Origin of the sequence: Aestuariibaculum sp. M13 (genome assembly GCF_024723255.1) — a bacterium.
GTDB classification, from domain to species: Bacteria; Bacteroidota; Bacteroidia; order Flavobacteriales; family Flavobacteriaceae; genus Aestuariibaculum; species Aestuariibaculum lutulentum.
The window spans coordinates 61,701-84,848 of sequence record NZ_JANIAC010000001.1; the positions used below are offsets into that span (position 1 = coordinate 61,701).

Annotated in this window: 18 protein-coding genes; 9 read left to right on the forward strand and 9 right to left on the reverse strand. The window is 34.5% G+C overall.

Annotated features, from left to right (window positions below):
• Positions 1–19 precede the first annotated feature (19 nt).
• The gene (gene uvrB, locus NO995_RS00270; protein ID WP_258225800.1) at positions 20–2,023 is read left to right on the forward strand and encodes an excinuclease ABC subunit UvrB; all 2,004 of its coding nucleotides are present in this window, start codon (positions 20–22) and stop codon (positions 2,021–2,023) included.
• A gap of 41 nt (positions 2,024–2,064) precedes the next feature.
• On the opposite strand, the gene NO995_RS00275 is transcribed toward uvrB, so the two are convergent.
• Positions 2,065–2,469, reverse strand: a complete 405-nt coding sequence (locus tag NO995_RS00275) for a TerB family tellurite resistance protein (RefSeq protein ID WP_240571061.1) — start codon at positions 2,467–2,469, stop codon at positions 2,065–2,067.
• Positions 2,470–2,844: 375 nt separating this feature from the next.
• On the opposite strand from NO995_RS00275, the gene NO995_RS00280 reads away from it, so the two are divergent.
• Positions 2,845–3,096: a DUF1456 family protein gene (locus NO995_RS00280; protein ID WP_258225801.1), complete on the forward strand. Its 252-nt coding sequence runs from the start codon at positions 2,845–2,847 to the stop codon at positions 3,094–3,096.
• Between the two features lie 38 nt (positions 3,097–3,134).
• On the opposite strand, the gene NO995_RS00285 is transcribed toward NO995_RS00280, so the two are convergent.
• Both NO995_RS00285 and sucC read right to left on the reverse strand, forming a co-directional pair.
• Positions 3,135–3,479, reverse strand: a complete 345-nt coding sequence (locus NO995_RS00285) for a hypothetical protein (protein WP_240571065.1) — start codon at positions 3,477–3,479, stop codon at positions 3,135–3,137.
• Between the two features lie 139 nt (positions 3,480–3,618).
• Complete coding sequence (sucC, locus tag NO995_RS00290) at positions 3,619–4,809, reverse strand: ADP-forming succinate--CoA ligase subunit beta (protein WP_240571068.1); 1,191 nt, start codon at positions 4,807–4,809, stop codon at positions 3,619–3,621.
• A gap of 198 nt (positions 4,810–5,007) precedes the next feature.
• On the opposite strand from sucC, the gene lysA reads away from it, so the two are divergent.
• The 6 genes from lysA to NO995_RS00320 all read left to right on the forward strand — a co-directional run bounded on the left by lysA (position 5,008) and on the right by NO995_RS00320 (position 12,206).
• Positions 5,008–6,243, forward strand: a complete 1,236-nt coding sequence (lysA, locus tag NO995_RS00295; protein ID WP_240571070.1) for a diaminopimelate decarboxylase — start codon at positions 5,008–5,010, stop codon at positions 6,241–6,243.
• Between the two features lie 300 nt (positions 6,244–6,543).
• The gene (locus NO995_RS00300; protein ID WP_258225802.1) at positions 6,544–7,275 is read left to right on the forward strand and encodes a hypothetical protein; all 732 of its coding nucleotides are present in this window, start codon (positions 6,544–6,546) and stop codon (positions 7,273–7,275) included.
• Positions 7,276–7,417: 142 nt separating this feature from the next.
• Positions 7,418–8,752 carry an MFS transporter gene (locus NO995_RS00305; RefSeq protein WP_258225803.1) on the forward strand — a complete coding sequence of 445 codons (1,335 nt, stop codon included), beginning with the start codon at positions 7,418–7,420 and terminating at the stop codon, positions 8,750–8,752.
• Between the two features lie 22 nt (positions 8,753–8,774).
• Positions 8,775–9,632: an ester cyclase gene (locus NO995_RS00310; protein WP_258225804.1), complete on the forward strand. Its 858-nt coding sequence runs from the start codon at positions 8,775–8,777 to the stop codon at positions 9,630–9,632.
• A 77-nt stretch (positions 9,633–9,709) separates the two neighbouring features.
• The gene (locus NO995_RS00315) at positions 9,710–10,885 is read left to right on the forward strand and encodes a DUF1624 domain-containing protein (RefSeq protein ID WP_258225805.1); all 1,176 of its coding nucleotides are present in this window, start codon (positions 9,710–9,712) and stop codon (positions 10,883–10,885) included.
• Positions 10,886–10,898: 13 nt separating this feature from the next.
• Entirely contained in the window at positions 10,899–12,206 is a 1,308-nt protein-coding gene (locus tag NO995_RS00320) for an APC family permease (protein ID WP_258225806.1), read from the forward strand.
• Positions 12,207–12,228: 22 nt separating this feature from the next.
• Here the strand turns inward: NO995_RS00320 and NO995_RS00325 are convergent, their stop codons facing one another.
• The 6 genes from NO995_RS00325 to NO995_RS00350 form a co-directional block, all read right to left on the reverse strand.
• Positions 12,229–14,460 carry a TonB-dependent siderophore receptor gene (locus NO995_RS00325; protein WP_258225807.1) on the reverse strand — a complete coding sequence of 744 codons (2,232 nt, stop codon included), beginning with the start codon at positions 14,458–14,460 and terminating at the stop codon, positions 12,229–12,231.
• A 360-nt stretch (positions 14,461–14,820) separates the two neighbouring features.
• Positions 14,821–16,218 (reverse strand): vanadium-dependent haloperoxidase, encoded by a 1,398-nt coding sequence (locus NO995_RS00330; protein ID WP_258225808.1) that lies wholly within the window; start codon positions 16,216–16,218, stop codon positions 14,821–14,823.
• Positions 16,219–16,245: 27 nt separating this feature from the next.
• A complete protein-coding gene (locus NO995_RS00335; RefSeq protein WP_258225809.1) occupies positions 16,246–17,325 on the reverse strand; it encodes a hypothetical protein in 1,080 nt (359 codons plus the stop codon).
• A 43-nt stretch (positions 17,326–17,368) separates the two neighbouring features.
• A complete protein-coding gene (locus tag NO995_RS00340) occupies positions 17,369–18,784 on the reverse strand; it encodes a kelch repeat-containing protein (RefSeq protein ID WP_258225810.1) in 1,416 nt (471 codons plus the stop codon).
• Positions 18,785–18,924: 140 nt separating this feature from the next.
• Positions 18,925–19,722, reverse strand: a complete 798-nt coding sequence (locus NO995_RS00345; protein ID WP_258225811.1) for a T9SS type A sorting domain-containing protein — start codon at positions 19,720–19,722, stop codon at positions 18,925–18,927.
• Between the two features lie 331 nt (positions 19,723–20,053).
• Positions 20,054–21,586 carry a hypothetical protein gene (locus NO995_RS00350; protein ID WP_258225812.1) on the reverse strand — a complete coding sequence of 511 codons (1,533 nt, stop codon included), beginning with the start codon at positions 21,584–21,586 and terminating at the stop codon, positions 20,054–20,056.
• A gap of 426 nt (positions 21,587–22,012) precedes the next feature.
• Between NO995_RS00350 and NO995_RS00355 the strand changes: the two genes are divergently transcribed.
• Positions 22,013–23,134 (forward strand): sensor histidine kinase, encoded by a 1,122-nt coding sequence (locus tag NO995_RS00355; RefSeq protein WP_258225813.1) that lies wholly within the window; start codon positions 22,013–22,015, stop codon positions 23,132–23,134.
• Positions 23,135–23,148 lie beyond the last annotated feature (14 nt).

Sequence of the window (23,148 nt, forward strand, 5' to 3'; positions counted from 1 at the left end):
TTTTACGTAATTTTGTAGCATGCGTTTTAAAATTGAATCTGAATTCGGACCTACAGGCGATCAGCCACAAGCTATTAAACAATTAGTAGCCGGCATTAATGCTGATGAAAAATATCAAACTCTACTTGGTGTAACCGGTTCGGGGAAAACCTTTACCGTTGCCAATGTAATACAGGAAGTGCAGCGCCCTACTTTAGTATTAGCACACAATAAAACACTGGCAGCTCAATTATATTCTGAGTTTAAGCAGTTTTTCCCTAATAATGCAGTAGAGTATTTTGTTTCGTATTACGACTACTATCAGCCTGAGGCTTATATTCCAGTTTCCGGGGTTTATATAGAAAAGGATTTATCGATTAACGATGAAATCGAGAAGATGCGTTTAAGTGCGACTTCTTCCCTCCTTTCAGGACGACGAGATGTGCTTGTTGTGGCTTCCGTGTCTTGTTTATACGGTATTGGAAACCCTGTGGAATTTCAAAAGAATGTGATTTCATTAGAACGCGATCAGGAAATTTCCCGTACTAAATTGCTTCACCGTCTGGTTCAAAGTTTATATTCCAGAACCGAAGCCGAATTTAATCATGGAAACTTCAGAATAAAAGGCGATACGGTAGATGTGTTTCCTAGTTATGCTGATTATGCCTTTAGAATTCACTTTTTTGGTGATGAAATTGAAGACATTGAGGCGTTTGATATTCAAACCAATCAGGTGATTGAAAAATACGACCGACTGAATATTTATCCAGCGAATATGTTCGTAACCTCACCAGACGTCCTTCAAAATGCTATTAAAGACATTCAGGACGATTTGGTAAAACAACATGATTATTTTAAAGACATCGGAAAACATTTAGAAGCCAAACGACTTAAAGAACGAACCGAATTCGATTTAGAAATGATTCGCGAATTAGGTTACTGCTCAGGCATTGAGAATTACTCACGTTATCTGGATGGCAGACAGCCGGGCACGAGACCTTTCTGTTTACTGGATTATTTCCCGGATGATTATTTAATGGTTGTTGATGAAAGTCACGTGACCATTTCGCAGGTGCATGCCATGTATGGTGGCGACCGTAGTAGGAAAGAAAACTTAGTCGAATACGGTTTCCGTTTGCCAGCAGCTATGGATAACCGTCCTTTAAAATTTGAAGAATTCGAGGCGATACAAAATCAGGTGATTTATGTGAGTGCGACGCCTGCTGATTACGAATTAAAAAAATCGGACGGGGTTTACGTGGAGCAAATCATCAGACCTACGGGATTATTAGATCCGATTATTGAAGTGCGCCCGAGTTTAAATCAGATTGATGATTTAATTGAAGAAATTCAGCAGCGTGTTGAAAAAGATGAACGTACTTTGGTAACGACTTTAACCAAACGTATGGCCGAAGAGTTAACCAAATACCTTGATCGTATTCAAATACGTTGTCGTTATATTCATAGTGATGTAGACACGTTAGAGCGCGTGGAAATCATGCAGGATTTACGTAAAGGTTTATTTGATGTACTTGTTGGGGTAAATTTACTTCGTGAAGGATTAGATTTACCTGAAGTATCGCTAGTAGCCATTTTAGATGCCGATAAAGAAGGGTTCTTACGTTCGGCACGTTCACTAACCCAAACGGTTGGTAGAGCCGCCAGAAACCTTAATGGTAAAGCGATTATGTATGCCGATAAAATTACCAATAGCATGCAGCAGACTATTGATGAAACGAACTACCGACGAGAGAAACAAATCAATTACAATACTAAATTCAATATCACGCCTAAAGCATTAAATAAAAACTTAAATAATGCGCTGGCTAAAAATTCGGTGAGCACCTATAGCTACGAATTAGAAGCTGCCAAGGCTGCTGAACCAGAAAGCCTATATTTATCAAAACCGGAATTAGAAAAGAAAATTAAAGATAAGCGTAAACTCATGGAAGAAGCCGCTAAGGCTTTAGACTTTATTGTGGCCGCCAAACTTCGTGATGAAATAAAAGGGTATCAGGAAAAATTAGAAAAGCTAAAAGTATAATACCTTTAGCTTTTCCATCCCAAAAATATCTAGTTTGTTTTCTAGTTATATTGCGTTTTAAAAATATCAATAAGTACATCGGGTGGTACAATTTTATTTGGAAAACTTTCCATTAAATAAAGTACCTTAGAAATGGATTCATGACTCAAGCCCATGCGTAATCCAAAGTTATGTAGCTTTACAATTTTCTTAGAATCATTTTGATCATTATCAATATTCATTAATAGTACTAAACGATGAAATTGTACAATGCGCTCGCTGTGCGATTTTAAATGAATATAATTAATAGGGTGTTCTATGAGATAGTCGAAATCCTCTCGAGAAATTTCAAGCTGTTTTGCAACACCTAGCAAAAAATTATATTCAATGGCTTTAATATCTTTATCATGCTTAGCAAAAGCAATCATTTCAGATAAGAGACTTAATTTTTCGACTCTATTAATCATATAGTTAAGGGATTAATTAATTACCCTATAAAGATACGAACTACCTTAATTTTATAATCCTGTATAATTTGTCGCTTATCGAAAACAGGCGTGCATTTGGTCGTTAATTTTAATTATTTCATCTCAAACACATTAAAAACAACATCATTACCTAGTTGATTTTCAGCAAATTAAAACAACTAAGCACAATAAAAACCAAAAATCAACCCATTGATTAACAATAACTTAGACACATATTAAAATCAAATAATGGTAAAAATTTTATAACCTTTTTTTGAAGTATCTTTACAAAAATTACAAAAACGCTAGAAAACACATCTTAATCCTGCCTGATTCACAAAAAGGAATAGTACTTTTGACACTCAAATAACAGATATGACAAACAACGATATTTTAAAAAAACTTAGAGTTGCCTTAAAACTTAGAGACGACGATATTGTAAAGATTTTAGACCTGGTAGACTTTAGAATTTCTAAAAGTGAACTTGGTGCTTTTTTTAGAAAAGAAGACCATCCTAAATATATGGAATGTGGTGACCAGATATTAAGAAATTTTTTAAATGGTCTGGTGATTCATATGCGTGGCCCCATGCCTCCTAAAAAAGAAGAAAACAAAAAAAGCTCTTAATTTTCATTAAGAGCTTTTTTATGTGTTTCAAAATTTCATTAAATAGATGCAACCAACTTAACCGGTATTAAATATTTTCTACCCGGTGCCATGCCTTCAGCCTGAATTTTGCAATAATTAAGCTTGTACTTCAAAAATTGTTCTAATTCATCAGAATCAGAATCAATAGACAATACGACAATTTCACTTTTATTGTTAATAGTAAAATAAACATTAGCAGAAACCTCTTCATTAAATTCTAAATTAGAGTTCTTAAGGATCTTCTGTATTTCTACAGTGATGGTTTCCGTTTTAGGAAGGTCATTCATTTTGCTATCATTAGCAAAAATGGTTTTTGAACATAATAAAATTGCTAATACTAATAATACTTTAATTGTTTTCATAGTTTTAGTTTTTACAGCTTTTAATATTGACTGTTTTTGTTTTACGAGTCAAAATTAGACATAAAAAAAGAGTAGTGATTTACACTACTCTTATTAAAACTATACGGTAATATTAACAAATACTATGGCTATGTTAAGCCTATGCTAATACTTCCTGTACTTTATCTGCAGCTTCCTGGAATTCAGTTGCACTTAATACTGCTAAACCTGAGTTGTCGATTAATTCTTTAGCGATGTCTGCATTGGTACCTTGTAAACGCACAATAATTGGCACGTTGATATTACCCATGTTTTTGTAAGCGTCGATTACCCCTTGAGCAACACGGTCACAACGAACAATACCTCCAAAGATGTTAATTAAAATTGCTTTTACGTTAGGATCTTTTAAGATGATTTTAAAAGCAGCCTCTACACGAGCAGCATCAGCAGTACCACCAACGTCTAAGAAGTTAGCTGGCTCACCACCTGCTTGCTTAATTAAATCCATAGTAGCCATTGCTAAACCAGCTCCGTTTACCATACATCCTACGTTACCATCAAGGTCAACATAGTTTAATCCTACTTCTTTAGCTTCTACTTCAATTGGGTTTTCTTCACGTAAATCACGTAGGTTTACGTAATCTTTATGTCTGTAAAGCGCGTTATCATCGATAGTTACTTTAGCATCAACAGCTAAAATTTTATCATCACTTGTTTTTAATACAGGGTTGATTTCAAATAAAGAAGAATCAGATTTTACGTAAGCTGTATAAAGGTTAGTAACGAACTTAGTCATTTCTTTAAATGCGTTACCAGATAATCCTAAGTTAAAAGCAATACGTCTTGCCTGGAATGGTGTTAAACCAACAGCAGGGTCGATTTCTTCCGTAAAAATTAAATGAGGAGTTTCTTCAGCAACAGTTTCGATATCCATACCTCCTTCAGTAGAATACATAACCATGTTACGACCAGTACCTCTGTTTAATAAAACAGACATATAGAACTCTTCAGTTTCACTATCACCTGGATAGTAAACATCTTCTGCAACTAATACTTGGTGTACTTTTTTACCTTCAGCCGATGTTTGAGGTGTTACTAAGTTCATGCCAATGATTTGTCCAGCAATCTCTTCAACCTGCTCTAAGTTTTTAGCAAGTTTTACTCCACCACCTTTACCACGACCACCTGCATGTACTTGTGCTTTAATAACATGCCAACCGGTTCCTGTTTCTTCAGTTAATTGTTTTGCTGCTGCAACAGCTTCCTTTGCATTTTGCGCTACAATACCACGTTGGATACGTACACCAAAACTGCTTAATATTTCTTTACCTTGATATTCGTGTAAATTCATAATTCGCTAAATAGTTTAAGAGGCACAAATGTAAATAATCGCAATTACTTACCCTAATATTTCAATGTGAAAACTTTATAAATAATAAACTAATAACCTTGTGTTAAATAATTAACATTCTGTTTAACTTGTATAATTTTTTATTTATTTATTTTTTATTGTGCCTAAAGAAATATCTTTGCCAAAAATTTACAAATTATGTTGGAGAATCAATTGCTTAAAATTGCAGAAGATTTTGGAAGCCCTGTTTATGTTTACGATGCTGAAAGAATTGAGGCACAGTATAACAGACTGACTAACGCCTTTAGCGGTGTAAAAAAATTAAAACTTAATTATGCTGTAAAAGCCTTATCAAATATATCGATACTAAAATTATTCAACAAACTTGGTTCTGGTATTGACACCGTGTCTTTACAAGAAATTGAATTAGGATTAAGAGCTGGTTTTAAACCTCAGCAAATTATATTTACGCCTAACGGTGTATCTTTAGCTGAAATTGAAGAGGCTGCTAAACTTGGTGTTGAAATTAACATCGACAACCTGTCTATTTTAGAGCAATTTGGAACAAAACATCCAAACATTCCAGTATGTATTCGTATTAATCCGCACATTATGGCCGGAGGAAATGCCAATATTTCTGTAGGACACATCGATTCTAAATTCGGAATTTCTATTCACCAGATTCCTCATATTTTACGAATTGTTGAAAATACTAAAATGACTATCAACGGTATTCACATGCATACCGGTAGTGATATTTTAGATATTGAAGTGTTCTTATATGCCAGCGAAATTTTATTCGATACTGCTAAGCAATTCAAAAACTTAGAATTCATCGATTTTGGTTCAGGATTTAAAGTACCTTATAAAGAAGGTGATATTGAAACTAACATTGAAGAATTAGGTAAAAAATTAACAGCTAAGTTTAACGCTTTCTGTAAAGAATATGGTAAAGACTTAACCTTAGCTTTCGAGCCTGGTAAGTTTTTAGTAAGTGAGTCAGGATATTTCTTAACTAAAGTAAATGCTGTTAAGCAAACCACTTCAACTGTTTTTGCTCAGGTAGATTCTGGTTTCAACCACTTAATCCGTCCTATGTTCTACGGTTCGCACCACGACATCATCAACATTTCTAACCCTAACGGTAACGAACGTTTCTACACTGTTGTTGGTTACATATGTGAAACCGATACTTTTGGTAGCAACAGACGAATTAAAGAAATTTCTGAAGGTGATGTGTTATGCTTTAAAAATGCAGGCGCTTACTGTTTCTCTATGGCGAGTAACTACAACTCTAGATTCAAACCTGCTGAAGTTTTATGGTACAACAACGAAGCACACTTAATCAGAAAAAGAGAAACGTTTGATGACATCATTAAAAATCAAATTGAAGTCGATTTTTCAGAGAAAAAAGAAAAAGAGTTGGCCAAATAACCAATTCCAATAATTATACATCTTAGTTATAAAAGCTCAACCTTTTGGTTGGGCTTTTTTATTTTAGAAACTAAAAATCCTACCTATAATTAAAACACAAGGTTGTTACCTCAACAAAATTTTCTATCTTTAAGTACGCTATTATCAATAAAACAAACAAATTACCTACCCATATCTCTCATAATTAACCTCTGATTTTAGAGTCCCAAGTTGATTTTATTTAGAATACCTATTGTGTTAAAGTAACATTTAACGCTACCAACTATATAACCATTAATAATTCTAACCAAAATCAAAATTATGAGAACATTACTGTATCTATTACTTGTTCTTCCATTATTGGGAGTAGCTCAGGAAAACGACAATTACTTATTAAACATGTCTGAAATCACGGTGAAACCCGGACAAAATTCACAATTTATAGAGGGTGTCATGTCATGGAAAAAATGCTATAAAGATAACGAAGGGGAATTTAAATGGAGTATGTGGAAACGCGTTCAGGGTAAAGGAACGGTATACACCATGACCAGCCGAATGGCTAATTGGGCTGAAATGGATGAAAGCAATGATGAAGCCGGGAAAAAATGCAGAATGAAAGTGGTCGATTTAATTATACCACACGTTGAAAGTGTAGAATACAATATTGCACGACGCATGCCAGATGTAAGCAAATCCAATTCAAACCTTTCTAATGATACCAAACTGGTATGGGTTTATAACGTAAAAGTTGACAATTATGATAGCTTTATGGAAACCGTTAAAGAAGTAGAGTCTACCATTAAAAAAGCTGAGGGCGATACTAGAGGAACCTGGTATAGCGTAATAGGTGGCGGCCCACATGTATCTGATTACTTTGTAACCGTTCCTTTTAAAAATTTTGCAGCTTTAGATGAAGACCGCGACGGTGTTTGGAAGGTTTATGAAAAAGAGAAAGGAAAATCTAAAGCCGACGCTATTAAAGAAAAATTTAGAAGTGCCGTTTCTAAAGATTGGTCGTATATGTACAGTTTAATGGATGATTTATCGTATTAGATAATTCTAAATATTAATTTAATAAACAATAGCATCCAGGATAAGCACAATGAAAATTGTGCTTATCCTTCTATCTCCCTTCGCATAAGAGTATTGCCTATTTAACTAATAGCATTTAGTTTTAATCTTAAACCAACCAAAAATGAATCAAAAAGCATTACTCTATGAATTGGCCGATTTAAAGCAAAAAATCTATCTATCTGAAAATGCAACCTTACGCTATCTTGTCTTTGCTGCTTTATATGTCTGCGAAGGTATTCCTATTGGCATAACCTTTTACGCCATCCCTGCTTGGTTAGCAATGAATGAAATTTCTGCGACTACTATTGCAGCTTATGTTTCAGTCATTTCTATTCCATGGAGTTTTAAATTCTTTATTGCTCCAATTATTGACCGCTATACTCCTATAGCTATGGGTAGAAAACGACCCTGGATTATTTTTGCCCAAGTTGGATTAATTATAAGTTTTCTCTCTTTCGGCTTTGTAAACGAACCTTTAACTAATATTAAAGGACTAATGATTTGCGGTTTTTTAATTAGCTTGTTTGGATCTACACAAGATATCGCCATTGATGGTATGGCTGTAGATCTTATTCCAGAACACCAACAAGCACGAGCCAATGGTATTATGTGGGGTTCCAGAATTATCGGTCAATCGTTATCCCTACTTTTAGGAACTACCCTTATTAATATTGTAGGCTTCACCAATGCTATTGGTTCCTTATCACTTGTGGTTGCTATACTAATCCTTGTTCCAATTTTCTTTAGAGAACATCGAGGTGAAAAACTAATGCCCTGGACAAAAGGTAAAGCCTCTGAAGTTTCAAAAAAGGCACAGCTTACAGACTGGAAAAGCTTGTTTAAAAACCTTGGAAAAGTCCTAATACTGCCAACCAGTCTTATTCTGAGTCTGGGCATGATTTTTACCGGTGCTTCAACTGGATTTATTGAAGTCTTATTTCCCATTTTTACGGTTCAGGAATTAAACTGGACCAATACGGATTATTCTCAAGTTTACTCCATAGCTTCCGTTGTTGGTGGAGGCTTTAGTATGGTTGCCGGTGGGGTTATAATAGATTTAATTGGCACAAAGAAAATGTCACTTATTCTCATATCCTTATTAGCTCTTGTTATTTTCTCATTCGGCTTGATTTCAAACAGTTGGCAAAACATCTCTGCTGTTTATGGATTTATCATACTTTTTAATTTATTAAACACACTACTTACCGTAGCACTTTTAGCCATGGCGATGAAAATCTCATGGCACAAAATATCAGCTTCTCAATTCACTCTATATATGACCTGTAATAATCTGGGAATTATAATAGGCCCATGGCTGTTTGGTTTGATTCAAGAAAAATTACAATGGAATCAAGTCTTTTTTTGCGGTGCAGCCATTCCGTTTTTCGCTTTTTTCATTTATAAAACCATTAACATAAAAAAACACTTAACCACATTAGAAAATTTAACTAACTAATAACCAACTAAACATAAAACCTATGAAAACTTCAACAACATTATTTCTTTTATTAACAGCTATAAGTTTGATTTCCTGTAACGATGCAAAACTCAAAAAAAACATGACCATGTACGCCGACACCTGGGACCATATCGTTAATGATGGAAATATAGATCTCATCAATAACTCTAATTTCACTGAAGACATTACTTTAGTCATGAGTCCTCAAAACATTGTAGGCATCGATGGTTTTAAAGACTATTACCAAAATTTTATAACCGGATTTTCAGATATAAAATTTACCGTCGTTCAAGTTTTCGGTCAGGGAGACAATATAGTAAAGCATTGGAATTTTAAAGGAAACCATACTGGTGATTTTTTTGGTATACCTGCTACTGGAAATTCAGTAGATATTGATGGCGTTACCTTAGTCAAAATGAAAGACGATAAAATTGCTCAGGAAGAAGACTTCATGGACAACATGGTGTTTATGCAACAATTAGGACTTTTACCTAACCAGGAAAACACAATTATTGTCGATGGTATTTACCAAGCTTTTGGTAAAGGCGATATTCCAGCAGTTTTGAATATGATGGATGAAAATATTGTTTGGAATGAATCAAGTTCCAGCTCTTATTCAGATGGAAATCCTTATACCGGACCTGATGCCGTGTTAAATGGTGTTTTCAAACGACTTGGTGAAGACAACGACTATTTCAAATTAGAAAATATTAAGCTATCCCCTTTAGGAAACGATCAAGTGTTAGCTACCCTTAATTACGATGGAAAATTGAAGAAAACCGGCGAAACTTATAAAACTACTGTAGTCCATTTGTGGACATTAAAAAATGAAAAAATAACAGCATTTCAACAATATCTTGGTTTAGGCAACCAATAATTAACTATAAAAATCACAAAATCAAAAACTTAAAAATATTATCACTAAATTAATACCATATAAGTTAGACATAGCGTATGATAAAATCCAATCGAATTGAATCTATAGATATCTTAAGAGGATTAGTCATGATTATCATGGCTTTAGATCATACCAGAGACTACTTCCATTACGGAGCTTTTTTTAGTGATCCAACCAATTTAGAAACTACCAACCCTATATTATTTTTTACTCGATTTATAACGCATTATTGCGCCCCTGTTTTTATCCTCTTAGCGGGGACTTCAGCCTTTTTATTCGGTAGTAAAAAAACAAAGCCAGAACTCTTTAAATTTCTTTTTACACGAGGCATCTGGCTTATTTTTCTGGAAATATTTTTAAACAATCTCCTCTGGAAATTCGATATCACTTATTCGGTTATCATCCTCCAGGTTATCTGGGCCATTGGTTTAACAATGCTAATATTATCATTCTTAATATTTCTGAACACTAAACTATTATTACTTATTGGAAGTCTTATCATTGCCGGACATAATGCGTTAGACAACATCGTTATGCAAGGCAATAGTTTTTCATCTGTACTTTGGTACGCTTTACATCAACAGAATGGCACTGCTATTGGAGGGCAAGTAGTTGTTTTTGCCTATCCCATTTTACCTTGGCTTGGTGTTATGATTCTTGGGTTTTGTTTAGGGCAACTTTACCTTCCTGATTTCGATACTGAAAAAAGAAAACAATGGTTATTGAAAATTGGTTTATCTGCTACCGTTCTATTTTTTATCATTCGAGGAATAAATATTTATGGCGATTTAGTGCCGTGGTCCATTCAAGACACAACAACTAAAACCATTTTATCTTTCTTTAAAGTCACCAAATATCCACCTTCCTTATCGTATCTTTTAATCACTTTAGGGCCTGCATTATTATTTTTATATGCTATTGAATCAGTTAAAAACAAACTCACCGATTTTATGATTGTTTTTGGTCGGGTACCTCTCTTCTATTATTTCCTTCACATTTTTGTTATCCATGTTTTAGCAATAGTCGGTATACTAATTTTCGGTGGTGACTGGAAAAACATGATTATAACTCAGGCCGGATTTAATAACCCCACATTAAAAGATTATGGATATTCTTTATTAACGGTTTATCTCGTTTGGATAAGCATAATCATCCTTCTCTATTTCCCCTGTAAAACTTATATGATTTACAAAGTAAAAAACAAAGATAAATGGTGGCTAAGCTATCTGTAAAACCTTAAAGCTTATGGAAAAAAATAATGAACATTTAAAACGTGAAGTTGGTGTTTTAGGGCTTTCTGCCAATATAGTAAACATTATAATTGGTTCCGGTATATTTGTCTTACCTGCAACAATTGCCGCTCTAATGGGACCAGCAAGCATCATTGCTTATTTGTTTTGCGGACTATTGATGGCATTAGTGATGCTATGTTTTGCCGAAGCGGGTAGTAAAGTAAATAATACAGGAGGTCCATATACATATATTGAAACTGCCTTTGGTGATTATGCCGGGTTTATTGCCGGATGTTTTGCCGTAAGCAGTAACCTTTTTGCTGATGCCGCTGTTTCTAATGCTTTGGTTAATATCATTATGGGAGCTTACCCTGTTTTAGAAGGCACATGGTTTAGATTGATTTTTTTAACTGTATTGTTCTGGGGACTGGCTTTCATTAACGTTATAGGTCTGAAACAAGGTATTGGTCTTGTAAAACTAAACACGGTTTTAAAACTTTTACCGCTATCAATTCTAATTATTTTTGGGTTACCGAATATCAATTTCAGCAATTTAACCATTGAGACTTTACCTGACTTAAATACTTTAGGACAAGCCTCATTAATTCTATTTTTTGCATTTCAAGGGTGTGAAACCGGAATTATTGTTGGTGGTGAAGTTCTAAATCCTAAACGCACTATACCTAAAGCTGTTTTAGTAAGTATTAGTACAGTTCTTGTTGTTTATGTTTTGCTACAAACTGTGGGGCAAGGCATTCTTGGAGACTCATTTCAAAATTATGAAAGAGCACCTTTGGCTGAAACTGCTAAAGTTGTTTTAGGTTCATTCGGATTCCTGCTCTTAACTGTTGGAGCTGTAATTTCCATGTTCGGAAATATGACTGGTTCTATCCTTAATAGTCCACGAATATTCTATGCTCTTTCGCGAGACAACGTATTTCCGATTAAAGTACTTTCAAAAATTCATAAAACCTATGCAACGCCTTATATAGCAATTTTAGTTTACGTATCTATTGGTTATACATTAACCGTTTTTGGCAGCTTTAAGCAGGCTGTTATTATTGCTACAAGCTCGATGCTTTTACTTTATTTAGGGGTTGCTTTGTCTGTTATTAAATTAAGACAAACGCAAAAACCCCAAACCGAAGAGTTTAAAATTCCTGGAGGTTTAACGGTTCCTATTTTATCTATACTTATTATCTTTTATTTTCTGTCCAATCTGGCATCAAATGAAATTATTGGAACCATTGTAGTTATAATTTTTCTGAGTATCCTGTACGTAATTATTAAATATTTTAAGAATAAAAAGTCAAGACACTAATAGTGTTTTGCTCTAAAAACTTTTAATCCGTTACTTTAATACTTGCCATTGCCAGTCGCCCGATAGATGGTGCTCCTACAAATTCAAGTTGTTTAGTATTGAATAAATTTGATATATTAAAGTTAAAGGAAACTTTCTTATTTATTTGATAAGTAGCATTTAAATCGAAAGTTGTAAACCCACCAAGCGCACCATAATTAAAATTTTTCGGTGGTACCCGGGTTCCCTCTCCAGCCTCTGTACCTATCTGATTCCCGCTAAAAAAATCATATTTCTGAACCATTCTGGCTCCCAAATATAAATTAAGACGCTGTTTCCAGAGGTCTTTAATCGTCAGCTGTGCCATTCCTCTGTGATTTGGCGCATTCAGACTTTTTTCGTCAGGACTAATAACCCCATCTTTATTTGCATCGTTTTCCTCAAAATCTGCATTAATCCATGAATATTTTAAAGCCAACTGAATTGAAGGTATGAAACTGAAGTTTATCCCTGCATCCAGACCATATATTTTGGCTCGTCCGTAATTAAAAAAAGTTAAAAAGGAAGCACCTTGCAGGGTGTCATTGCTAACAGTACCAGCGAAAATAGGGTTGTGATTAACTTTAATTGTATTCACTTCCAATGCTCTTCCCCCAACTGGCAACGATGGAGTTATAAAATTTTTGCTAATACCATAATAGGCATTAGCATCAACCCAAAGTTTTTTAGAAGCTTGCCCTTTAAATCCGATTTCCCAGGTTCCAACTTCTTCCGTCTTTAAAGCTTCTGTAGATGTTATCGCTTCCGGATCGTTAACATTAGCATTGTTCGGGATATACAAAATTCCCTTTCCTCCATTCCCAAAAAAGAAGCTTCTAATATTGGCATATTGATTTTGAATGGAAGGTAACACATACGCCTTAGCCCATCCCAGCCTTACACTTCCATTAGTAAAATCCTTCACTAAAGTAAATTTTGGAGCAAACAAATCTTTAAAATTATCGTTGTTATCATATCTGAAAGCTCCAATTACTCTTAATTTAGAGATTAAACTTTTTTCGAGCTGTATCACAGCACCAACCTGAGAAACCGAAATATCACCCGACTTACCTACCACCGTTGTTCCGTTATCTGTATTAGGACTAATATTCTCATAATCCAACCCTCCAACTAAAAACAAGCCGATTTCAGGAAAGCTTGTATTATATTGAAAATCGGCATTAAACCTCCTGCTCCTTTCTCTAAAACTGGCTCCAGTTAATGCCAACCTTTCAGCTTCATCGGGAGGCAAGTAAAGACTTCCCTGCTGTGTTCTCGTCCAAAACGTTTGTGTGTAACTGGTAATACTGTAACTGCGTCCTAAACTACCCCATGTATTATAAACATTAGCGTAAAAATGACGACTTCGTAATCTGGCCTGCAAAAAGCTGTATGTTACACCTCTCATTTGATTTCGTCCGGACGTAACAACCTGCAAAAAATTATTTTTACTGGTACCTCCGGAAACAACAATTTCTGTTTTAGGATTAAGATTATAATACACATGAGCTTCCCCTCTGATATGCCTGAAATTATAATCTACATTACGCTCAGGAATAGCTTTTGTTTGCCCTTGAACATAAACACTATCTGTGAAATTAAATTCCTGTCCGGTAGCATATTCGCCTGTAACTTTCCAGGCCCAGTTATTATCAATTTTTTGGGCATGCCTGAATCTTCCACTAAACTGATATTGTGTTCCTGCACTGAGAGAGACTGATGTTCCTGGAGTTTTGCGAGGATCTTTAGTGACACTATTAAAGACTCCGTTATGAGCATTCGGACCATACAAAGCTGTTTGCGGACCCAGCACAACTTCCATCTGCTGGATATCGTCTATAATGGTAGACCCATTATTAAAAACAGATAACCCACCACTTAATGGTGAAGTGCTTATACGACCATCAACAATTTGTAGGACCTTATTGTTAAACGCACTGTTCAAACCTCTGGCGTTAAAGGTTGTCCCATCAACCCCATAACGGGTGAATTCCACCCCTTGAAGCGTACCAATAAGTTCACCAATATTCGAACCTGCAAATCGTTCAATATCCTTGGTTGCCAACACCTGGATGGAAGCTGCAGCTCGTGTTATTTTTTCAGGACGCAGAAGTGATGTTACAACCACTTCTGATAGGGTATCGATAAGTATTTGCTTATTCTGACCTTCGTTTTGTGCAAAAATACCCTGTATTAAAAAGAATAGCGAAAGCCATAAAATAGTTGCATGTTTCATAGCACATGATTTTAGTAAAACTTAAATGACATCAACTACTTAGGGATTCTTTGCTTTCCGCGATTTGCTACTATCGCATATTATTTATATACTAATATTGTCTAAAATTTTATATGAGATTTATATGATAAAAAATAAACCCCAAACTGAACATTCGATGAAATTTATTCAAAATAATATTCAATTTGGGGTTAATCCTCATCCTTTATTTTAAGGATTACTAAAGATAATTATTTTTTCCATACGAAATACAGAACAAAACATTTTTGCATTAAAAATCAACAAGTTACACAAACTTCATTCATGATATTTCTACAAAAATGGAGAGCATGAATTAAATGAATACTTATTTCAATTTTATTACTTCTCTTTAAGAGCGTTTTCATAAACATAATCACCCAATTCTTTACCTAAAGCTTCACCGACATCTACAGCCAGTCTAAAGTGATAACCGATATAAATACGTGATAAAGAATTTTCTCTTACAGCATCTGAAACCGAAGAAAAAGAACGAATAACACCTGGCATATAACCACTATCAAGGTTAAGCTCATAATTATCTCTGTCATCAAAAAATCGAATTATTACTTGTCCGGCGACAGAACCAGAAATGGCGTGTGCAGATGGATATTCTCCTAATGGTGGTGTGTTAAGTAGTGGTACCCATGACGGATCTGCTGTGGTTGAATCATTTCCATCATTATCTGCTAGTTGTATTGCTGTTATTGGTCTCCAGAAATAATGATACATTTTACTTTCGAAAATTGATATGTATGAATCGGCTATTGCACTATGTACTAAAGCCAGGTATCTGGCAGTTTTCCATGCATTTTGTGATTTTTCATTATAACTATCTCTCACAATTCTAGCAACAACATTCCAACCTCGACTGGAATTCTCCGCCCAGAACACCCCTAACTCAGTTTGGTCTGCCGAACGCACCTGACTGTTTAAAGCGCCAAAATCTTTAGTTTCATTTAAATCTGCTGCATACTCAGGAGAACTCGTTTCATAAGGTGGTTCTGATCTGAACATGTCGTTTGTTACCATAAAAAATGGTTTTAGCTTATGAAAATTCGCCAAGGCATATCCCATACCATTGGGAGCTAAAGGATATGGAAGATACCTATATTCTCCAGGCTGTGTCCCTTCTGCAGGTTGGTTTGGAACCCCCGGAGCCAGATTAGGTGTATCGCCTGCCCTTTTTGCCATAATTGCTTCCGCGACAGCATGCCCCAAAGCGATACCTTTATTTTTAGCTTCACCATCGGGAATACCATCTAATGTCTCTGCCAACAATGCATTGATACTTTGAAAATTTTGGGGAAGATACGCTGGTGCAAAAGGAAGTTGATTAATTGCCATAAGCACATCGTATGCGGCTTGAGATACAGCGGCATCGGGATTTGCATCTTTATCTCTTGGCACTCCCGCGTAGGTTTCGTAACGAGGCACGATACAATTAAGTGCATCATGCATTGCCAGATGAACCAATGCCCAGGTATAGGAGGCTGATGGAGGTGGTGTTCCGGGTCCGTTTAAAGAAAAAGTATAAAGATCTTCCATTACCTGATTCCAGGCCAATACAGTGTTTGGTGAGGTATTTGCCGATTTCGACATCATCACATTTTCTTCTTCAATTAGCTCTAAATCGTTGTTCTTAGAACAGGAGAAGTCTAATAACAGTATGGCTATTAGAAGAATGTATCCAGTTTTTATTTGCCTTGCATTTCGGGTTGCCACCCAAGTTGTTTTCATGATTCATTATTTTAAGTGTTAATTATGTTATTCAGTTTGTCCTGCCAGAATTGGAGCATTAGGTTTTGAATTATAGGCGTAATCTTTAATGGTCCATTCGTTACTGTTTTTGACATCGAATCTAGCCCAACCAAAATATATTTTACTATTTACCGAAAACTGTAACCCTACGTATTTGTCTTCTGTATTTTCCCAACTGTATTTACAATAAGTCGAAAACGTATCACAAAAATTCATTCCGACGTAACCTCCATAGGAATCGAAAAACGTAGGGAATTCAAGAACTTTAGAAATGACTTTACCTTGATCTAAAGGTATTATGTAAGATTCAAAAGGACCGGATACCGATACAAATGCATTATTTTTAAGTCTTTCAAAGGGTTCTGCTAAAAAACACCAAGAATCACGGATAGATGTAAAACTAAAATCAATAAAACCATCATTATTAATATCCAGATTATAATAATCATCCGCTTTTACACTGGAGAAATCCGGAACTATATCTGTGTAAATTATACCAGATTCATCATCAATAAATGATTCATCACAAATAGTTAGTTCTTCAAAATTATCGGTAGATTGCTTCCATGTTGTTTTCTCTGCTGATACCAAAAATCCATCAAAATAATACTTGGTTTCGACTTGCATGGTCTCTTCACTTACACTGAATGTATTTATGCTAAAAGAATCGTTATTGTATTGACTGGTATAAAAAACCTTGTATTCAAAGACATTATTTAAGTTTTTTGTAATTATAACCGTATTGCCTGAATCTTTATTTGACAAGTCGGATTCAACATACGTATAACAACCTTCCGCGTGATAATACCAATCCTCCACCAATATTAGCTTGTTATTCAAAATACGTTTATAATTATACCCTTCATCATTACTAGTAAACCATTTAGTATTAGCATGGTTTTCTAAAAAAGTTTTTGATGAATTCTCCTCTTGTATAATGGGTAAATCTAAATCTTGTTCTGTTGAACATGAGAATAAGAACAATAAAAAAACAATCAAACATATTACTTCTGGTTTCTTTATTAAATCCTGAATATTACAAGAAGTTCTAGCATTATTACGGAATGCCTCCCAATCTAAATTCATAATTGTAAATTTTAGTTATTCAATCATTATAACAAATGCTTAATTAATCTAGCTTTAACTTATTTATCAGCATTTGCCCATTTTCGGAGGTTATTATATATGCCGTATCATTTACAGAAATAGCCTCTGTAATATTCGCTGGCAACTGGCTGTAATACCAGGCACCATTCTCTGGATTATAGATATCCAAAATACCCGATGAAATAAATACGATTTTCCCCTCATGTAAAACAGCTTTATGCCATCCTGTTGCCTGACTAAGACATGTTACAGTAGACTCTGAGGAATTTGTATCATATATTTCAACTACAGGACTTTTAGTCCAGTTTTTAGTTGATCCTGAAGCCCAGTAAATTTTACTATCCAACAAAATTCCTGTCAAATTCGTTTTGCTTTCATACATGGTTTCCGAAGACCAAATATCTGTGGTATTATCATAAACATCTATGTTGTCTGAAGACTCTGAGCCACCCGCAAAATATGCTTTACTTCCAACTGATACGGCCACATGCCCACCTGATTTAGGATTTTTCAGCGAAGCTTGTGTCCATTCTCCTGAGGTTAAATTAAAAATATCAACTCTTCTATTTCTATCAATATTTGACGCATAATTGTAGCCCCCAGCGAATAACACCTTATCTCCTATTGCAGCACCAGCCATACCAGCCCCATCTGTACTCAATCGTGCAAATGACATACTTTTAGATTCAAGGTCATAGATATCAATATCATCAAAAAAACTGGCATCCCATCCATCAGATATGGCGCCTCCTGCAAAAAACACTTTATTTCCGTTGACAACTGATGTTATACCACCCCGTGCAATTCTTAACTTAGCTAATTCCCAGGATTGTCCAGATATATCAAAAACATTAATTTCATTTGAAAAGTTATTTTTTAGATTTGACCATCCCCCTGCAAAAAATAGCTTACCCCCTGCTGTAGCAATGGAAATTCCATCTCGAACTTCTGAAAGAGTACCTATTTTTATCAACTCGGCCGAAATTGCCGTGCGCTCAATCCCCTCACAAAACTCTGGTCCATGAACAACAACCTGAACTGTATCTTTATCTATGAGTTTAGATCTGTTCATTACCGATAATTCAAATAAATGAGTGCCTTGATCTAAACCTGTAGCCAGTGCAAAAGAATTATCTCCGTTATAAATAGTTAAATTTACATCAGACTCATCTATACCTTTCCAGTTATAGCTAATTATCCCAATGGAATCAAAAGAATTACTACCATCTAGCCGAACGCTATTTTCTGGGTAATTTATTTCCTGATCTACACCTGCATTAGCTGTTGGAGGTGGACCTTTCTTTGTTTCAGGGAGAGGAAGTGACTGTAGTTCTATCTCCTCTTCAGTTTCACATGTGAATAAAAAAAACACTCCTAAAAAGACAATTATCATCCTTGAAGTATAAATTTCAATTAAAAAAATAGTCGAAGTTTTCATAATAAATCAATTTAAATACATACGATTTTCAATTGCTATTAACTTACAAAAGAGGATTAAACAATAAATAGTTAGGTAATACCTGCAACCTATTTTAATGTCCTTTTACCTACTCTGGTTTATCTAATCATTAATTGTGATTAAAAAACCATACACTTCATTTTGCTTACTTTCAAAGGGTATTCAGTAACCAACTCAATAAAATACAATCCTGAAGATAAATACTGAGCGTTAATGAGATTATCAACTTGGTTCAAATGCCCCATGAGTTGCATCTGCCCACTTACATTATATATTTTAAACCTGGTCTCTTGAACAAGGTTTAGAACTGTGATTATCTTTTGGGATACTAAAAATTTTATCTTATAGAAATCTGTGTCTTCTACATTTAAAACCTTCTGGCCTGCAATTATAGATTCATCTGCTGTTGCATTATAGGCGTAATCTTTTAAAAACCCTTGAGAATGCAAAGGCATACTTAATCTTGCCCAACCATAATGTGTTTTTCCGTTAATTTTAAAACGAAGCCCCAAATATTTATCCTGAACATTTTGCCAATAACCGATTACAGATCCATCATTAAATACCCCTACTAAATTTCCATCAGAATAATTTTCTGGTGTAGCTAACTGTATCCATGAATTTTGATTTGGTCCTATAACCACTCCTTCATTTAAAGCTAAGGCCTTTGAAATTCTATAATCACTCAGTACTTCCTGATCGTTAGATTGACATATGATATAGGCAAAATAATACCAAGCATTATCAATATTCACTGTAAAATCAACTTTACTATCATTATTTAAATCAATGGGTAAATTATATGACCATTTATCAGGATCAACATCAGTATATATTATTTGGGACTGCACAGCATTAAATTTTAGCCAAACACAAACCAAAACAACCAACTTAACGACTTTCAAAACACTTTTCATGATGTTGATTTTTAATCATTTACACTCAAAAAATATTATTAAATTTAGGATATACTTGAAAGGAAAATCTGTATTAGCGATATAAAGCGACTTTAGGTAGACAGAAACTTAAATAGTATCGACAAATTTGTTTGGTAGCTGCTTAACTTGTATCTGTAACATAAAAAGATCAGCTGAAGTGATAAAAATTAACCTTCATTAATATCAATACATTTGAAAGGAAAGATAAATATCTGAGTCGATGAAAGAATTTATATCCTTAATTGGAATAACGGACTTATCTGGGTCCGAATGTGGTTATAAGACAGTCTACTCCCTATTGTATAATGGGTTAACGAATCTCCAATTTGCTTATGATTATTTTTCCTGTTTTTGTTGAAATCGTATACAATGTTTCATTGTAATTAAAAATATATTCTATGTGAACATCTATGGTAGCATTATACCATATGTCCCCAGAGGGATCATAGATTTCTATAGTTGATTGGTTACCTTGGTGCTGTCCTTCTGACTTATGCTTAGCTATAAATATAATCTTATTGTCGTATACTATTGCTTGTCCATTAATACTTGGCTGACTCAGGCAGGTATATGAGGAGATACCTGAATTAAGATCTTTTATTTCTACTAAATTGCTTAAATAAAATAAATCCGGATTTTCAGTATAACCTCCCGCCAAATACATTTTCCCATTAACCGCAATTCCTGATAATTGTGATTTATTCTCATACATCTCTTCAACAGACCAAACACCGGTACTATTGTCATAAATCAAAATCTTATCGCGATTCTCATAACCACCTGCAAAATAAGCCTTATCACCATAAACTAACGCAATATGCCCATCTGATTTCCCCTGACTTAATTTAGCTGTTGTCCATTCATTTGTAAGTAGGCTATACATTTCAGCAGTTCCCTTTCTTTCGTTAGCTGTACTAGAATTATCTATTCCCCCTACAAATAGAACCTTATCTCCAACAGCCGCAGCAGCCATGCCCGAACCTTCCGTATTTAAATGCCCTGAACTGACAGTATCTGTGTTAATATCATAAATGTCTATGTCATCTACTGCCGAATACGCCCAACCATCAAAAACAGAAACAAGACCACCAGCAAAAAACACTTTATTTCCTGCAGCTATAGCAGTTATATTTGATCGAGCAGTTCCCAATTCTATGATTGATGACGTTTCTGTTAAAACATCATATATATCTACTTTTTTAGAATCCGGATGTCTACCACCAGCAATAAAAATCTTACTACCTAACGTAGTAATGGCCACATATTCTCTTGCCTTACCCAGCTCTCCAATTTCAAGCAATTTTATATCTATCGGTACCCTTTTTATGTCACCACAATACTCAGGCTCTTTTATCACCACCTTGATAGTGTCTTTATAAATCTTAAAAGAAGTATCTTGAACAGTTATTTCAAACAGATAAGTTCCCATTACTAAATGATAAATATCTGTTTTGGATGAATTTTCAGACATTATTGTGTAATATGGTGGCCCGGCAATCTTTCTCCAAGTATAATCAAATACTCCTAATGAATCGAATGACTTCAATCCATCCAGAATAAGATGATTATTAGGATAATACAAAACAATACTATCCCCAGCAAATACTGTTGGAAACTGACCTTCAATAATTGGTAAAGGTTGTTCTTGCTCTTGTTCTTGTTCTTGTTCTTGTTCTTGTTCTTGCTCTTGTTCTTGCTCTTCTGATTCGTCCTTCTGTTCCTGTAAAATGATTAGTTCAGGTAATTCGTATTTATCACAAGCTTGAAAACAAAGTAAGGCTGCAAATAAAAAGGAGGCTCCAAAAAGAAAATTTCTTTTTAAAAATGTGTTTAGCGCTTTCATAATTTTAAACTTTAGAGGTTAATTATATCTTTTTAAAACCAGCTTTTCTTTAACATTATAATGTGTTTTAGAGAGGAAGAATACATTATAATTTAAGTCTGATTTTTGCGCTATTAACTAATGGTTCTTTGCTATCTAATAAAAGGCTATAAAAACCTTGAACATCTTACCTTAACAACCATTTATTTAGACACTAAATTTCAATAAGTTACATTCAGAAAATAATATTAAATTTAGGATATACATTAACTTAAAAACAACAACTGCGACAGAGAGATAAAATATGCCGATAGAAACTTTATTAGTAGCGACAAATTTGTTTGGTAGCTGCTTAACTTGTATCTGTCTACGTAAATGATGTTTATGTAGCGGTAAAATTTCAGCTATTTCTTATAGTTATACATTTGAATATAAATACGAATAACCATGTCAATAAAGGAATTCATATTATCAGACAACAAATGGCATCGTTTGGGGCGACATCTGTTCTTTTGGTTTTTATGGGGTGGTTATTTCACAATGACCCGCTACCTGAATCCTATTGCATACCAAATTACTGGTCATTTTCCTAATTTTTGGAAGACTTCCATTGAAACCTTCTTTTTTCTTTTCCCTCAAATGTTTTTGGTCTATCCTGCCTTATATTTTATACTTCCTAAATTTGTATTTACCCAAAGGTATATTCTGGCCTTTTTCTGGTTTGTTGTGTTCTATTTTGTAGCCATGACGGTTAACGCTGCCTATCTCATTTATGTTCCCTGGTCCAAAATGATTTGGATTCCAAACGCAGAATTATTCCTAACCACTACCACATTTACAGAAAAATTATTTTATGCGTATTTAGGAAGTATACTAGGTTCGATTACGGCTCTTTCTATTTCTTCCAGTTTTAAATTGTTTAAACATTATTATTTAAAATCCATTCGAAACGAACAATTACAAAAGGAAAATTCGGATGCCCAATTACGCCTTCTTCTGGCACAGGTCCAGCCGCATTTTATGTTTAACACCTTAAATAACATTTATTCTCAGGCGCAGGAAGAATCACCAAAAAGTGCCAAAATGATTTTAGAGTTATCTCATATTCTGCGTTACGTTTTAGATGAAGGCAAGAAAAAAAGAGTACCGTTGGAAAATGAACTGGAAATGATTGTTGATTACCTGAATCTGGAAAAAATAAGGTACGACAACAAACTTGATTTACATTTTGTGTTTCCCTCGAACACCGACGATATTACAATTGCTCCACTTATTTTATTGCCTTTAGTTGAAAACTGCTTCAAACACGGAGCCAGCAAAATGATTAATAATCCGTGGATTAATATAAAATCTGAACTTACCGACAACAAATTCAGTATTAAATTAATGAATGGAAAAATAAATGAAAACACTCATGAAAAGTCAAGAAAAGGAACAGGCATTGAAAATATTAGGAGACGGCTAAACCTAATCTATCCTCACAAGCACATATTTGAGATTAAAGATGATGATGAAACTTTTATTGTTAATCTCCAGATTGTATTAGACCATCAAATTTCAGAAGATTAAAACATTCACATAAC

Excerpts from the sequence above, each read along its gene's own strand:
- uvrB (WP_258225800.1), top strand. The coding sequence starts at position 20 with ATGCGTTTTAAAATTGAATCTGAATTCGGACCTACAGGCGATCAGCCA.
- NO995_RS00275 (WP_240571061.1), bottom strand. The coding sequence starts at position 2,469 with ATGATTAATAGAGTCGAAAAATTAAGTCTCTTATCTGAAATGATTGCT.
- NO995_RS00280 (WP_258225801.1), top strand. The coding sequence starts at position 2,845 with ATGACAAACAACGATATTTTAAAAAAACTTAGAGTTGCCTTAAAACTT.
- NO995_RS00285 (WP_240571065.1), bottom strand. The coding sequence starts at position 3,479 with ATGAAAACAATTAAAGTATTATTAGTATTAGCAATTTTATTATGTTCA.
- sucC (WP_240571068.1), bottom strand. The coding sequence starts at position 4,809 with ATGAATTTACACGAATATCAAGGTAAAGAAATATTAAGCAGTTTTGGT.
- lysA (WP_240571070.1), top strand. The coding sequence starts at position 5,008 with ATGTTGGAGAATCAATTGCTTAAAATTGCAGAAGATTTTGGAAGCCCT.
- NO995_RS00300 (WP_258225802.1), top strand. The coding sequence starts at position 6,544 with ATGAGAACATTACTGTATCTATTACTTGTTCTTCCATTATTGGGAGTA.
- NO995_RS00305 (WP_258225803.1), top strand. The coding sequence starts at position 7,418 with ATGAATCAAAAAGCATTACTCTATGAATTGGCCGATTTAAAGCAAAAA.
- NO995_RS00310 (WP_258225804.1), top strand. The coding sequence starts at position 8,775 with ATGAAAACTTCAACAACATTATTTCTTTTATTAACAGCTATAAGTTTG.
- NO995_RS00315 (WP_258225805.1), top strand. The coding sequence starts at position 9,710 with ATGATAAAATCCAATCGAATTGAATCTATAGATATCTTAAGAGGATTA.
- NO995_RS00320 (WP_258225806.1), top strand. The coding sequence starts at position 10,899 with ATGGAAAAAAATAATGAACATTTAAAACGTGAAGTTGGTGTTTTAGGG.
- NO995_RS00325 (WP_258225807.1), bottom strand. The coding sequence starts at position 14,460 with ATGAAACATGCAACTATTTTATGGCTTTCGCTATTCTTTTTAATACAG.
- NO995_RS00330 (WP_258225808.1), bottom strand. The coding sequence starts at position 16,218 with ATGAAAACAACTTGGGTGGCAACCCGAAATGCAAGGCAAATAAAAACT.
- NO995_RS00335 (WP_258225809.1), bottom strand. The coding sequence starts at position 17,325 with ATGAATTTAGATTGGGAGGCATTCCGTAATAATGCTAGAACTTCTTGT.
- NO995_RS00340 (WP_258225810.1), bottom strand. The coding sequence starts at position 18,784 with ATGAAAACTTCGACTATTTTTTTAATTGAAATTTATACTTCAAGGATG.
- NO995_RS00345 (WP_258225811.1), bottom strand. The coding sequence starts at position 19,722 with ATGAAAAGTGTTTTGAAAGTCGTTAAGTTGGTTGTTTTGGTTTGTGTT.
- NO995_RS00350 (WP_258225812.1), bottom strand. The coding sequence starts at position 21,586 with ATGAAAGCGCTAAACACATTTTTAAAAAGAAATTTTCTTTTTGGAGCC.
- NO995_RS00355 (WP_258225813.1), top strand. The coding sequence starts at position 22,013 with ATGTCAATAAAGGAATTCATATTATCAGACAACAAATGGCATCGTTTG.